The 12,833-nt window shown below is 69.2% G+C and carries 12 protein-coding genes; 1 reads left to right on the plus strand and 11 read right to left on the minus strand.

Annotated elements, in window-relative coordinates:
* Nucleotides 1–7: 7 nt before the first annotated feature.
* The gene (locus tag G6N37_RS08755) at nucleotides 8–1,135 is read right to left on the minus strand and encodes a M24 family metallopeptidase (protein WP_163678737.1); all 1,128 of its coding nucleotides are present in this window, start codon (nucleotides 1,133–1,135) and stop codon (nucleotides 8–10) included.
* Between the two features lie 159 nt (nucleotides 1,136–1,294).
* On the opposite strand from G6N37_RS08755, the gene G6N37_RS08765 reads away from it, so the two are divergent.
* Complete coding sequence (locus G6N37_RS08765; protein ID WP_179961901.1) at nucleotides 1,295–2,251, plus strand: 5'-3' exonuclease; 957 nt, start codon at nucleotides 1,295–1,297, stop codon at nucleotides 2,249–2,251.
* Nucleotides 2,252–2,255: 4 nt separating this feature from the next.
* On the opposite strand, the gene G6N37_RS08770 is transcribed toward G6N37_RS08765, so the two are convergent.
* The 10 genes from G6N37_RS08770 to G6N37_RS08815 all read right to left on the minus strand — a co-directional run bounded on the left by G6N37_RS08770 (nucleotide 2,256) and on the right by G6N37_RS08815 (nucleotide 12,819).
* The gene (locus G6N37_RS08770; protein WP_163678740.1) at nucleotides 2,256–3,023 is read right to left on the minus strand and encodes a DUF4333 domain-containing protein; all 768 of its coding nucleotides are present in this window, start codon (nucleotides 3,021–3,023) and stop codon (nucleotides 2,256–2,258) included.
* Between the two features lie 79 nt (nucleotides 3,024–3,102).
* Complete coding sequence (locus tag G6N37_RS08775) at nucleotides 3,103–5,892, minus strand: DEAD/DEAH box helicase (RefSeq protein ID WP_163678743.1); 2,790 nt, start codon at nucleotides 5,890–5,892, stop codon at nucleotides 3,103–3,105.
* 19 nt (nucleotides 5,893–5,911) lie between these two features.
* Nucleotides 5,912–6,880, minus strand: a complete 969-nt coding sequence (gene tatC, locus G6N37_RS08780) for a twin-arginine translocase subunit TatC (protein ID WP_163678746.1) — start codon at nucleotides 6,878–6,880, stop codon at nucleotides 5,912–5,914.
* Nucleotides 6,881–6,923: 43 nt separating this feature from the next.
* Nucleotides 6,924–7,205 (minus strand): Sec-independent protein translocase subunit TatA, encoded by a 282-nt coding sequence (tatA, locus tag G6N37_RS08785; RefSeq protein WP_163678749.1) that lies wholly within the window; start codon nucleotides 7,203–7,205, stop codon nucleotides 6,924–6,926.
* Between the two features lie 71 nt (nucleotides 7,206–7,276).
* Nucleotides 7,277–8,248 carry a helix-turn-helix transcriptional regulator gene (locus G6N37_RS08790; protein WP_163678751.1) on the minus strand — a complete coding sequence of 324 codons (972 nt, stop codon included), beginning with the start codon at nucleotides 8,246–8,248 and terminating at the stop codon, nucleotides 7,277–7,279.
* The gene (locus G6N37_RS08795; RefSeq protein WP_163678754.1) at nucleotides 8,245–9,240 is read right to left on the minus strand and encodes a helix-turn-helix transcriptional regulator; all 996 of its coding nucleotides are present in this window, start codon (nucleotides 9,238–9,240) and stop codon (nucleotides 8,245–8,247) included. The genes G6N37_RS08790 and G6N37_RS08795 overlap by 4 nt, the downstream gene beginning before the upstream one ends.
* A 198-nt stretch (nucleotides 9,241–9,438) precedes the next feature.
* A complete protein-coding gene (pafA, locus tag G6N37_RS08800; RefSeq protein WP_174813805.1) occupies nucleotides 9,439–10,797 on the minus strand; it encodes a Pup--protein ligase in 1,359 nt (452 codons plus the stop codon).
* 182 nt (nucleotides 10,798–10,979) lie between these two features.
* Nucleotides 10,980–11,753, minus strand: a complete 774-nt coding sequence (prcA, locus tag G6N37_RS08805) for a proteasome subunit alpha (protein WP_163678758.1) — start codon at nucleotides 11,751–11,753, stop codon at nucleotides 10,980–10,982.
* The gene (gene prcB, locus G6N37_RS08810; RefSeq protein WP_163678761.1) at nucleotides 11,750–12,628 is read right to left on the minus strand and encodes a proteasome subunit beta; all 879 of its coding nucleotides are present in this window, start codon (nucleotides 12,626–12,628) and stop codon (nucleotides 11,750–11,752) included. Before prcB ends, prcA begins: the two co-directional genes overlap by 4 nt.
* A complete protein-coding gene (locus tag G6N37_RS08815) occupies nucleotides 12,625–12,819 on the minus strand; it encodes a ubiquitin-like protein Pup (RefSeq protein WP_007170369.1) in 195 nt (64 codons plus the stop codon). The genes prcB and G6N37_RS08815 overlap by 4 nt, the downstream gene beginning before the upstream one ends.
* Between the last annotated feature and the right edge of the window lie 14 nt (nucleotides 12,820–12,833).

Here is a 12,833-nt window from a genome sequence, read left to right on the forward strand (position 1 = left end):
CCGGATGCTATGCCACCGGCACCACGATCAGATCGTGCGGCCGGTTGTTGACGGCCAGCGCGCCGTCGTCGGTCACGATGACGATGTCCTCGATGCGGGCGCCCCATCGGCCCGGGAAATAAATGCCCGGCTCGATGGAGAAGGCCATGCCCGCGGCCAGCGGCAGGTCATTGCCCGCGACGATGTACGGCTCCTCGTGAACGGACAGTCCGATGCCGTGGCCGGTGCGGTGCACGAACGCCCCTGCGAGCCCGGCGTCCGCCAGCACGTCGCGCGCGGCCGCGTCGACTTGCTCGGCCGTCACACCCGGACGCACCGCGTCGACGGCCGCGCGCTGAGCCCGCTGGAGCACCGAATACTGCTGCGCCACCTCGGGTTTCGGTTCACCGATGCTGTAGGTGCGGGTCGAGTCCGAGTGATAACCCGGCCCGTAGGCGCCGCCGATGTCGACGACGACGATGTCACCGACTTGCAGTTCACGATCCGAGTACCCGTGGTGCGGGTCGGCGCCGTGCGGCCCCGATCCGACGATGATGAACGCCACCTCCGAATGACCTTCGGCGACAATCGCTTCCGCGATGTCGGCGGCCACGTCGGCCTCCGTCCGTCCGGGGACCAAAAACTCCGGTACGCGGGCATGGACACGGTCGATGGCCGCACCGGCTTTGCGCAGGGCGTCGATCTCGCCTTCCTCCTTGACCATTCGCAGCGTGCGCATCACGTCGGTCGCCAGCACCGGCAGCACACCGAGCACACCGGCCAGCGGCAAGAGGTGCAGCGCCGGCATGGAATCGGTGACGGCCGTGGCGGCCGGGGCGCCCCGCAACGCCGTCCCCACCAATTGGTAGGGGTCATCGCCGTCGACCCAATCCCGCACCGCCAAACCCAGTTCGGCAACCGCCGATTCCTTGAGTGAGGCCAGCTCCAGCCGCGGGATGACTACGGTCGGGTCGCCCGACGCCGGCAACACCAGCGCCGTGAACCGCTCGAGCGTCTGGGCTCGCGACCCGACGAGGTATCGCAGGTCGTACCCCGGGGTGATCACCAGCCCGGACAGCCCCGCCGCGGCGGTCGCGGCGGCCGCCGAGGCCAGCCGGCGGGCATACACCCCGGCGTCGAACCGATCAGATTCCATGGCAGCCAGGCTAACCGCGTGGCCGACGGCGCTGGCAGGATAGCCGACATGCGATCGCCCTCAAGTACGAGTGGCGACCCGCTGCGCCCGGCTTCGCCGCGCTTGCGATCGCCACTGGATAGGACGAGTGGCGACCCGCTGCGCCCGGCTTCGCCGCGCTTGCGATCGCCACTGGTGCTGCTCGACGGGGCCAGCATGTGGTTCCGGTCGTATTTCGGGGTGCCGTCCTCGATCACCGCCCCCGACGGCCGGCCGGTCAACGCCGTCCGTGGGTTCCTCGATTCGATGGCCGTGGTGATCAACCGACACCGCCCCGGCCGGCTGGTGGTCTGCCTCGACCTGGATTGGCGGCCGCAGTTCCGCGTCGACCTCGTCCCGTCCTACAAGGCCCATCGCGTCGCGGAGCTGGAGCCCGCGGGCGAACCGGACGTTGAAGAGGTCCCCGACGACCTGACGCCGCAGATCGACATGATCATGGGGCTGCTGGACGCCTTCGGGATCCCGACCGCGGGCGCCGAAGGCTTCGAGGCCGACGATGTGCTCGGCACGCTGGCCGCCCGCGAAAGCCGTGACCCGGTGGTGGTGGTCAGCGGGGACCGCGACCTGCTGCAGGTGGTGTCCGACGATCCGGTCCCGGTCCGGGTGCTGTACCTGGGCCGCGGGCTGACGAAAGCCACCCTGTTCGGGCCTGCCGAGGTCGCCGACCATTACGGCCTGCCGGCGCATCGGGCGGGGCCGGCCTATGCCGAATTCGCCCTCATGCGCGGAGATCCGTCCGACGGACTGCCGGGCGTGCCGGGTGTCGGTGAGAAGACCGCGGCGACGCTGCTGGCCCAGCACGGGTCGCTCGACCAGATCCTGACGGCCGCCCAGGACCCGAAGTCGAAGATGGCCAAGGGCCTGCGCTCGAAACTGCTGGGCGCGACCGACTACATCGAGGCCGCCGGGCAGGTGGTGCGGGTGGCCACCGACGCGCCCGTCAGCCTGTCGACCCCGACCGACGCACTACCGCTGGCGGCCGAGGATCCACAACGCACGGCCAAGCTGGCGACGACGCTGGGCGTCGGGTCCTCGATTGCCCGGTTGCAGAAGGCGCTCGACGCGCTGCCGGGGTAACCGACTACTGCGGGCGCCCGACCTCGTAGGTGCCCTTGTTGTCCTGGAACGTCACCGTCACGTGCTTCGGGGCGCCGTCGATGCTGACGTCGCAGTCGAACGTCGCGCCCTTCTTGACCGTCGGATTCTGGCCGTGGTTGCACTTGACGTTTTGGACGTTCTTGGCGCCGTAGCCGTTGGTCTCATCCGACAGGACCTGCTGCACGCCGGCCTGCGCCTTGTTCACGTCCAGCTTGGTGGTCACGAAGAAGCCGGGCTGCCAAAAGCCCAGGATCAGCACGACCGCGATGAGCAGGAAGGCGATCACGCCGCCCACCCCGAGGATCACCGCCATCGACCGTTTCTTGGCCGGTTGCTGGTCGTAGGGCTGGTACTGCTGCGGGTATTGGCCCGGCTGCCCGTACTGCCCCGGCTGGCCGTACTGCCCGGGCTGCCCGGGTTGCCCGTACTGGCCCGGCTGCGCGTACTGCCCGGGTTGCCCGTACTGGCCCGGCTGCGCGTACTGCCCGGGTTGCCCGTACTGACCCGGCTGGCCGTACTGCCCCGGTTGTCCGTAGCCGGGCTGCTGCGGGTATTGCTGCGGATACGCCTGTTCGGCCGGCTGCTGGTACTGCGGGTATTCGGCGGGCGGTGTGTACGCCGGGGCCTGCCACGTCGCCTCCTGGCCCGGCTGCTGTTGCCAGGGCGAACCGACCTGGGTCGGTTCGGAGGAATGATCGCTACCTTGGCCGGGCGGTTGCCACTGCTGGTCCGGTCCCTGCGGTCCGCTCATCGTTTCTCCTCAGCCCCTTATGTCTTGGCATGAACTATCGGCGTTGTGGTTGTTGGATCTACGGTAGCTTCGGCTCAGCCTACCCGGCGTCAACAGCGACGACGCCGCGCCGAACGTCATTGATGGCGCGCTTGGCGGTGGCCCGCAGCTCCGCGTCCGGGGCGGCGTTGCGGACCTGGTCCAACAGGTCGAGGACCTGGCGGCACCAGCGCACGAAATCCCCCGCCAACAGGGGCGAGCCGGTGCCGACGGGGTCGACGGCCGCCAGCGCGGCGGCCAGGTCCCCCGTCTTGGCCCAGCGATAGATGACGTTGACGAACCCGTCGTCGGGTTCCCGGCTGAGCGCGATTCGGTGCGTCTGCTCGTCGGTGCGCAGCGCATACGACAGCCGCGATGTTTGCTGCAGCGCCTGGCGCACTCGCTGGGTGGGCGCCTCGGCGGCGAACGCCGCCCGCGGGCCTTCACCACCTCTTGTCTCGTACAGCACCGCCGAGACCACCGCCGCCAACTCGGGCGGCTGCAGCTCGGCCCATGCGCCGGTGCGCAGGCATTCGGCAACGAGGAGGTCGCTCTCGCTGTAGATGCGGGCCAGCAGCCGGCCGTCGTCGGTGACGTGGGGATCGGTGTCCGGGCCTTGGATGAAACCGCGCTCGGTGAGCAGGCCGACGATCCGGTCGAACGTCCGCGCCAGCGAATTGGTCGCGGCGGCAACCTGTTTCTCCAGTTGAGCGTTGTCGCGTTCGATGCGCAGGTAGCGCTCGGCCTGCCGGACCTGGGGCTCCAGGCCGGGCGTGTTGTGCGACGGGTGCCGACGCAGCTCGTCGCGCAAGGATTCCAGCTCAGGGTCGTGAAACGCGCCGTCGTGGTCGCCGCGGCCGCTGCGGCGTCTGGCCGGGATGGCGAGCCCGGCGGCCGCCGACCGCAGCGCCGAGGCCAGGTCACGCCGGACCCGCGGCTGACGGTGCTCGACCCGCTTGGGCAACGGCATCGAGCCGACCGGAGCCGACGCTCCCGAGTAGTCGGCCGTCGAAATCCGCCCCGCCCAGCGGTTTTCGGTGAGTACCAACGGCCGCGGGTCGTCGCCGTCGCGGGCCGATTCCAGCACCACCGCCAGCCCTCCGCGCCGGCCGTGGGTGATGTTGATGATGTCGCCACGCCGCAGCGCGGCCAGCGCGTCGCTGGCCGCCTGTCGGCGCTGCAGCCGCGAGGCGCGGGACTGCGCGCGCTCCAGGTCGGAGATGCGCGCACGCATACGGGCGTAGTCGAGAATCGGCGCCTGCTGGCCGCCCAGCTCGCCGGCGATCTCGGCGAGCATCGCCTTGCCGCGCTCGATACCGCGGACCAGGCCGACGACGGAGCGGTCGGCCTGATACTGGGCGAAGGACTGCTCCAGCAGGCGATGCGCCTGCTCGGGCCCCATCTGTTGCACCAGGTTGATCGTCATGTTGTACGACGGGGCGAAGGAACTGCGCAGCGGGAAGGTGCGGGTGGAGGCCAGGCCCGCGACAGCGGCCGGTTCGGTGGTTTCTTCGGCGGGGTTCCACAGCACCACCGCGTGGCCCTCGACGTCGATGCCGCGCCTGCCGGCGCGCCCGGTCAGCTGGGTGTACTCCCCCGGCGTCAGCGGCATGTGCTGCTCGCCGTTGAACTTCACCAGCCTTTCGAGCACCACCGTCCGGGCGGGCATGTTGATGCCGAGCGCCAACGTCTCGGTGGCGAACACCGCCTTGACCAGACCGGCGGTGAACAGTTCTTCGACCGTGTGCCGGAACACCGGCAACATCCCGGCGTGGTGGGCCGCCAGACCGCGGAGCAGCCCTTCGCGCCACTCGTAATAACCGAGCACCGCCAGGTCACCGTCGGCCAGATCGCCGCACCGGTGGTCGATCACCTCGGCGATCTGCGCCCGTTCCTCCTCGGTGGTCAAGCGCAACGGCGAGCGCAGGCACTGCTGGACGGCGGCGTCGCAGCCGGCGCGGGAGAACACGAACGTGATCGCGGGCAGCAGCCCCTCGGAGTCCAGCGTCGCGATCACGTCCGGCCGCCCGGGCGGTCGGTAGAAGCGCGGCCGGCCGGGGGCGCCGCGGCCGCCACCCCGCCTTCCCGGGTCGCGGCGGGGGCTTCGCCAGTCCGACATCCGGTCCGCCTCACGGCGGTGCGCGATGTGGCGCACCAGGTCCGGGCTGACACGCGACTCGCGGCCGGCGCCCGCCTGCTCGCCGGCTTCGGAGTTCCGGTAGTCGAACAGATCGAAAAGCCGCTTGCCCACCAACACGTGCTGCCACAGCGGCACCGGGCGGTGCTCGTCGACCACCACCGTCGTATCGCCCCGGACCGTCTGGATCCAGCCACCGAATTCCTCGGCGTTGCTCACCGTCGCGGACAGGCTGACCACCCGCACCTCGTCTGGCAGGTGCAGGATCACTTCCTCCCATACCGGGCCGCGCATCCGGTCGGCCAGGAAATGCACCTCGTCCATCACCACGTAGGAAAGCCCTTGCAGCGCAGGCGAATCCGCGTAGAGCATGTTGCGCAGCACCTCGGTGGTCATCACCACCACCGGAGCGTCGGCATTCACCGACATGTCACCGGTCAGCAGGCCGATCCGGTCGCGACCGTAGCGCGCGATCAGGTCGGTGTGCTTCTGGTTGCTCAGTGCCTTCAGTGGTGTGGTGTAGAAGCACTTGCCCCCGGCGGCCAGTGCCAGGTGCACGGCGAATTCACCCACCACCGTCTTGCCTGCGCCGGTCGGCGCGCACACCAGCACGCCGTGCCCTCGTTCCAGCGCCGCGCACGCCCGCTGCTGGAAGCCGTCCAGCGCGAACGGCAATTCCGCGGTGAACCGGGTCAGCTCTGCAAGCTCTGCCACGTCCTCCGGCACCGATGGCTTAGGTGACATCGTCATGCTGGCCGGCGGTGAACGACGGCTCCGGGACCGGCTCATGTAGGGGTGCGGGCGGCTCGATGACCGAGGCCTGGTCGTCGGGGATAACGGCCTGGGCTTCGCGTTTGGCCTTGCGCCGGTCGTGCAGGCGCGCGATCTGGATGGCGAACTCGAGAAGCACCGACAGCGCCAGACCCAGCGCGGTCATCGAAAACGGATCGGAACCGGGGGTGAACACGGCCGCGAACACGAACATCGCGAAAATCAGGCCACGCCGCCAGGCCTTGAGCCGCTCGTAGGGCAGCACACCCGTCATGTTGAGCATGACGATCAGCAACGGGAACTCGAAGCTGACCCCGAACACCACCAACAGGTTGATCAGGAACCCGAAGTAGCGGTCCCCGGACAGCGCGGTCACCTGTACGTCGCTGCCTACGGTCAGCAGGAAGCCCAGCGCCTTGGAAAGCACGAAGTAAGCCAGCACCGCACCCGCGACGAACAGCGCCGCCGCGGGCACGACGAATCCGACCGCGAAGCGGCGCTCCTTCTGGTACAGCCCCGGCGTGATGAACGCCCACAGCTCGTAGAACCACACCGGGCAGGCCAGCACGACCCCGGCCGTCAGCCCGACCTTGAGCCGCAACATGAACTGGTCGAACGGCGCCGTGGCCAGCAGCCGGCATTGACCGTCGGCGCTGATGCTGGCCCGTGCGGATGCGGGTAGCGAACAGTAGGGATGGCGCAGCCACTCGCCGAGGCTTTCCAGCCCGAAGATCGAATGCGAGTACCAGACGAACCCGAAAATCGTGGTCACCAGGATGGCGGCCAGCGACAGGAGCAACCGGGTGCGCAGCTCGGTCAGGTGGTCGACGAGCGACATCGTCGCGTCGGGATTGGTGCGGCTGCGCCGGTTACGCGGGTTGAGGCGCCTCAGCACGCCGGCAGTGCGCGCTGAAACCTTGGGAAATTTCACGACGCTCGTTCAGTGGTGTTCGGGCACCGCGACGGTGAAACGGCTACGCCGGGCGAGCTTCGGAGTGCCCCTGCTCGGGAGCCGGCGCCGGGGCGTCTACCCGCTGCGACTGCACGGGAGTGGGGTTCGCGGCGGAGGGGGCGCTGTTGGCGTCCAACGCCGAGGGCTCCGCTTTGTTCTCGCTCTGCATTTCGCGCAGCTCAGACTTGAAGATGCGCATCGACTTGCCCAACGAACGTGCTGCGTCGGGGAGCTTCTTGGCACCAAAAAGCAGGATCACCACCACCGCGAGGATCGCCCAGTGCCACGGACTAAGACTGCCCACTTCAATTACCTCCAGACGTCTACCCGATGCTACCGCAGCGCGGCGATACACCGGGCCGCCCGCGCCGTGGCCTATGGGGCAAGCGCCTGATAGGACTCGCACGCCGCCGCCGCGGCATCCCGTACACGTCGGGCCAGCGACTCCGGTTCAAGCACCCGCACGGCCGCCCCAAAGCCCAGCACCAGGCGCGTCATCCAGTCCTCGGAGGCGTAGGTCATCACCGCCTCGCAGGATCCGTCCGCCAGCTCCCGCACCTCGCGCATCGGGTAGTACTCGAACATCCACGACGCCGTGGGCGCGACCAGGAGCTTGGCCGACGGCAGTGCCGGGTCGCCGTCGAACAGCGACGTATCCGGTGGTGCCTGCACGGCCAGTTCGGGCGGGGCCGCCGGCTCGCCCAGCTCGGTGGCGTCGACGATCCGGTCGAAGCGGAACAGCCGAACCCCTTCGGCCTCGCGCGACCAGGCCTCCAGGTAGCTGTGTCCGCCGATCAGCAGCACCCGGATGGGGTCGACGGTCCGGCTGGTCAGGGTGTCGTGCGACGCGGAGTAATAGTCGATCGCCAGGGCGCGCTTGTACTGCACCGCCGTGCGCACGACGGCCGCGGCGCGACTCTCCGCGGGCGCCTGCTCATCGACCGCCGCCGCCGAGCCGGTGGCGTCGTGCCCGACGGCGCCGGCCGCGGCCTCGATCTTGGCGATCGCGCTGCGCGCCGCTTCCGGATCGACGACACCGGGAATGTCGGCGAGCGCGCGCAGGGCCACGAGCAGACCGGTGGCCTCCGGCGACGTGAGCTTGAGCGGCCGGTCGATGCCGGCGGAGAACGTCACCTCGATGGTGTCGCCGGAGAACTGGAAGTCGATCAGATCGCCCGGGTAATAACCGGGCAAGCCGCACATCCACAGCTGGTTGAGGTCCTCTTCCAGCTGCTTGGCGGACACCCCGAGGTCGGCGGCCGCCTTGGCCCGGGTGACCCGCGGGTTGGCCTGGAAGTACGGCACCATGTTGAGCAGCCGGATCAGGCGGGTGGACACGGCAGTCATGCGGGCTCTCCCCCTTCGGCGTGGGCGCGCAGCCGCGCCAGCACGTCCTCGCGCAGTGCCTGCGGCTCGAGCACGACAGCGTCTGCCCCGTAGCCGGCGATGTCGCGCGCCAGCCGGTCGCTGGAGCCGATGTCGAGTTCGATCACCTCGCCGTCCCGGCCGCCCAGCTGCCGCGCGCCGGCGCTCCTCCCGGCACGCCGCAGCGCGGTGGCCCGCCCCTCGGCGACCCACACACGGGCCTGCCCGCCGGTCGGCGTCTCGGCAACCGTGCGGGCCACGACCTGGCGCAGGTCCACATCGTCGGGCACCACCACGACTCCGGGCGGGCCGATCGGCTTGACCTCGGCGCCGATCCGCGAGAGCCGGAAGGTGCGGGTTGCGTCGCGGTCGCGGTCGTGGCCCACGAGGTACCAGCGTCCCTTCTGCGTGACGACGCCCCACGGCTCGACCGTGCGCATGCTGTAGGGCTCGGCCCGCGACGGCCGGTGCAAGAACTGCACCGCCTGCCGGGAATCGATGGCCGACAACAGGATTCCGAGAACGTCTTCCGATCCGCGCAGTCCGGGCACGCCGGCCGGCGAGGCGATGGCAACCGGAGCGTCGGGATCGACCTCCACCCCGGCGGCGCGCAGCTTGAGCAGGGCGCCCTGGGTGGCGGTGATCAGCTCGGGCGATTCCCACAGCTGCGTCGCGACGGCGACCGCGGCCGCCTCGTCGGAAGTGAGCTCGACGGCCGGCAGCGAATAGGCGTCGCGGTTGATTCGGTAACCCTCGATGGGATCCGACGCCGACGCCCGGCCGACCTCGAGCGGGATGCCCAGATCGCGCAGCTCGTTCTTGTCGCGCTCGAACATGCGGGAGAACGCCTCGGCGCTGGGGCTGTCGGCGTAACCGGCCACGCTGGACCTGATCTTCTCCGCGCTGATGTAGCCGCGCGTGGACAGCAGGGCGATGACGAGATTGACCAACCGCTCGACTTTGGAGGTCGCCATTCACACCAGGTTATAGCCGGGGCCCGCTCCGCGCCTGCACCGGTACGCGCGTCGCAGCATTCACAACGGCCACATCCGTCACGAGTCGACGGGCGGTGCCGCCTTGGCGAGATGGCACCCGCGCTATCACGTTTGCGCCGGAGCATGGCCTACCGGCGGGGTGGTGCGACTGATGCGGCCAATGAGAAGCGGGGCGAGCTACATGCTGGCGATCAGCCGCTTGACCCGCTCGTCGACCGCCCGGAACGGGTCTTTGCACAGCACGGTGCGCTGGGCCTGGTCGTTGAGCTTGAGGTGGACCCAGTCCACGGTGAAGTCGCGACCCGCGGCCTGGGCGGCGCTGATGAACTCACCGCGCAGCCGGGCGCGGGTGGTCTGCGGCGGGGTGTCGACCGCCTCGGCGATCTCCTCGTCGGTGGTGACACGCGCCGCAAGGCCCTTGCGCTGCAGCAGGTCGAACACGCCGCGCCCGCGCTTGATGTCGTGATACGCCAGGTCGAGCTGGGCGATCTTGGGGTCGGACAGCTCCATGTTGTAGCGGTCCTGGTAGCGCTGGAACAGCTTGCGCTTGATCACCCAGTCGATCTCGGTGTCGACCTTGGCGAAGTCCTGGCTCTCGACGGCGTCGAGCTGACGTCCCCATAGGTCGACCACCTGCTCGATCTGGGCGTTGGGTTCCCGGGTTTGCAGGTGTTCGACGGCGCGGGTGTAGTACTCGCGCTGGATGTCCAGCGCGCTGGCCTGGCGACCACCGGCGAGCCGGACCGGCCGCCTGCCGGTGATGTCGTGGCTGACCTCGCGGATGGCGCGGATGGGGTTGTCCAGCGAGAAGTCGCGGAAGGGAACCCCGGCCTCGATCATCTCGAGCACCAGCGCCGCGGTCCCCACCTTGAGCATGGTGGTGGTCTCGCACATGTTGGAGTCGCCGACGATCACGTGCAACCGCCGGTACTTCTCGGCGTCGGCGTGCGGCTCGTCGCGGGTATTGATGATCGGCCGGCTGCGGGTGGTCGCCGACGAGACGCCCTCCCAGATGTGCTCGGCACGTTGCGACAGGCAGAACGTCGCCGCCTTGGGGGTCTGCAGCACCTTGCCCGCCCCGCAGATCAGCTGGCGGGTGACCAGGAAGGGCAGCAGCACGTCGGAGATCCTGGAGAACTCACCGGCGCGCACGATCAGGTAGTTCTCGTGGCAGCCGTAGGAGTTGCCCGCCGAATCGGTGTTGTTCTTGAACAGGTAGATGTCACCGCCGATGCCCTCGTCGGCGAGCCGCTGTTCGGCGTCGATGAGCAGGTCTTCCAGCACCCATTCGCCGGCGCGGTCGTGGGTGACCAGCTGCACCAGGCTGTCGCACTCGGCCGTCGCGTACTCGGGGTGGCTGCCCACGTCGAGGTAGAGGCGGGCGCCGTTGCGCAGGAAAACGTTGGAGCTGCGCCCCCAGGACACGACGCGCCGGAAGAGATAACGGGCTACCTCATCCGGAGATAGGCGCCGATGGCCGTGGAAGGTGCAGGTGACACCGAACTCGGTCTCGATGCCCATAATTCGCCGCTGCACGTAATCGAGCGTACTGGTTGTGCGAGCAGGACGGTGCGGAAGCCGCGCCTACGGGTCCCGACGAGTTTCGCGCCGCCGCGTCTCGGCCGCCACGACGGGTTGCCAGCAACGCCGGCGCCGGTGTGCCGAGCCAAGCTTTTCGCCCACGGCGAACGCCACCGGCTGGGCCGATGCGGCCCGATTCAGCCCGCGGAATCGCCGTTGGCATCCGGCCCTTCGCCGTTGGTTTCCGGCTGCTTCGAATCCCCCTCGTGCAGCAGGCTTTCCAAGGTGGCCCGGTTGATCCGCCGGAACGCCCGCCGCGGCCGGCTGACGTCGAGGATGGCGACCTCCAGGCTGCCCACGTCCGGCGAGGGCTGATCCCCGCTGGATGCGTCGGCGCTGCCGGCCCGCAACGCCCTCACGGCGATCTGTGTCGCGTCGCGCAGGTCGGCGTTCTCTGCATAGGAGTCTTTGAGCGCGGTGGTGATCGGCTCGGTGGTACCGCCCATCACCACGAAATGCGGCTCGTCGGCGATCGAGCCGTCGTAGGTGATCCGGTACAGCTCAGGGGGTTTCGTCTCGCCGTAATGCGCCACCTCAGCAACGCACAGCTCGACCTCGTACGGCTTGGCCTGCTCGGTGAAGATGGTGCCCAGCGTCTGCGCGTAGACGTTGGCCAGCTGGCGCCCCGTGACGTCGCGGCGGTCGTAGGCGTAACCGCGGGTGTCGGCGAACTGGATCCCGCCGCGGCGCAGGTTGTCGAACTCGTTGAACTTGCCGGCAGCCGCGAAGCCCACGCGATCGTAGAGTTCGCTGATCTTCTGCAGGGACCGCGACGGGTTCTCCGCCACAAAGAGCACACCCCCGGCGTAGACCAGCGCCACCACGCTCTTGCCCCGGGCGATGCCCTTGCGGGCGAGCTCGCTGCGCTCGCGCATCGCCTGCTCGGGCGAGATGAAATACGGGAAGCTCACTTCTCACCGCCGTCTGGGCCGAAAGTGTCTGCGCGCGAGCGGCTTTGGATGACCTCACGGGCCAATTCGGCGATCCGGCTCTCCGGCACTTCGGCCGCGCCGTCGGCGCCGATGGTGACCGCTGAAGGGTAGATGCCGCGGACCAGGTCGGGCCCGCCGGTGGCCGAATCGTCGTCGGCGGCGTCGTAGAGCGCCTCGATGGCCACCCGCAGCGCGGAATCGGCATCGGTCACCTGCGAGTACAACTTCTTTATCGACGACTTGGCGAAGATCGACCCCGAACCGACCGACTGGTAGCCCTCCTCCTCGAGGTTCCAGCCGCCGGCGGCATCGAACGAGACGATCCGGCCGGCCCCCTCGGGGTCGGGCGCGTCGATGTCGTAGCCCGCCAACAGCGGCAGGGCCACCAGCCCCTGCATCGCGGCGGCCAGGTTTCCGCGCACCATGATCGCGAGCCGGTTGACCTTGCCGGCAAACGTCAGCGGCACGCCCTCGAGCTTCTCGTAGTGTTCGAGTTCCACCGCGTACAGGCGCGCGAACTCGACGGCGATGGCCGCGGTACCCGCGATGCCCGTGGCGGTGTAATCGTCGGTGACGTACACCTTCTTCACGTCGCGCCCGGCGATCATGTTGCCCTGGGTGGAGCGCCGGTCCCCGGCGATCACGACGCCGCCGGGATATTTCAGCGCGACGATCGTGGTGCCGTGCGGCAGCTGCGATCCGGCCCCACCGGCCTGCGCGCCCCCGCCGAGGCTCGCCGGCAAGAGCTCCGGCGCCTGGCGGCGCAGAAAGTCAGCAAACGATGACAGGTCTACGGCGGGATTTGCCGGGAGTGCGGAGTTAGTGGACAGGCGATCGGAGAAGGGCCAGGTCACTGTCCGCCCTTTTGGACGTATGCCCGGACGAAGTCTTCGGCATTCTCTTCGAGGACGTCGTCGATCTCGTCGAGCAGGTCGTCGGTGTCCTCGGCCAGCTTCTCGCGGCGCTCCTGGCCCGCGGCCGTGCTGTCGGCGAAGTCGTCGTCGTCGCCGCCACCACCGCCACGCTTGGTCTGCTCTTGAGCCATCGCCGGCCTCCTGC

The organism is Mycobacterium seoulense (assembly GCF_010731595.1).
Taxonomy (GTDB): Bacteria; Actinomycetota; Actinomycetes; order Mycobacteriales; family Mycobacteriaceae; genus Mycobacterium; species Mycobacterium seoulense.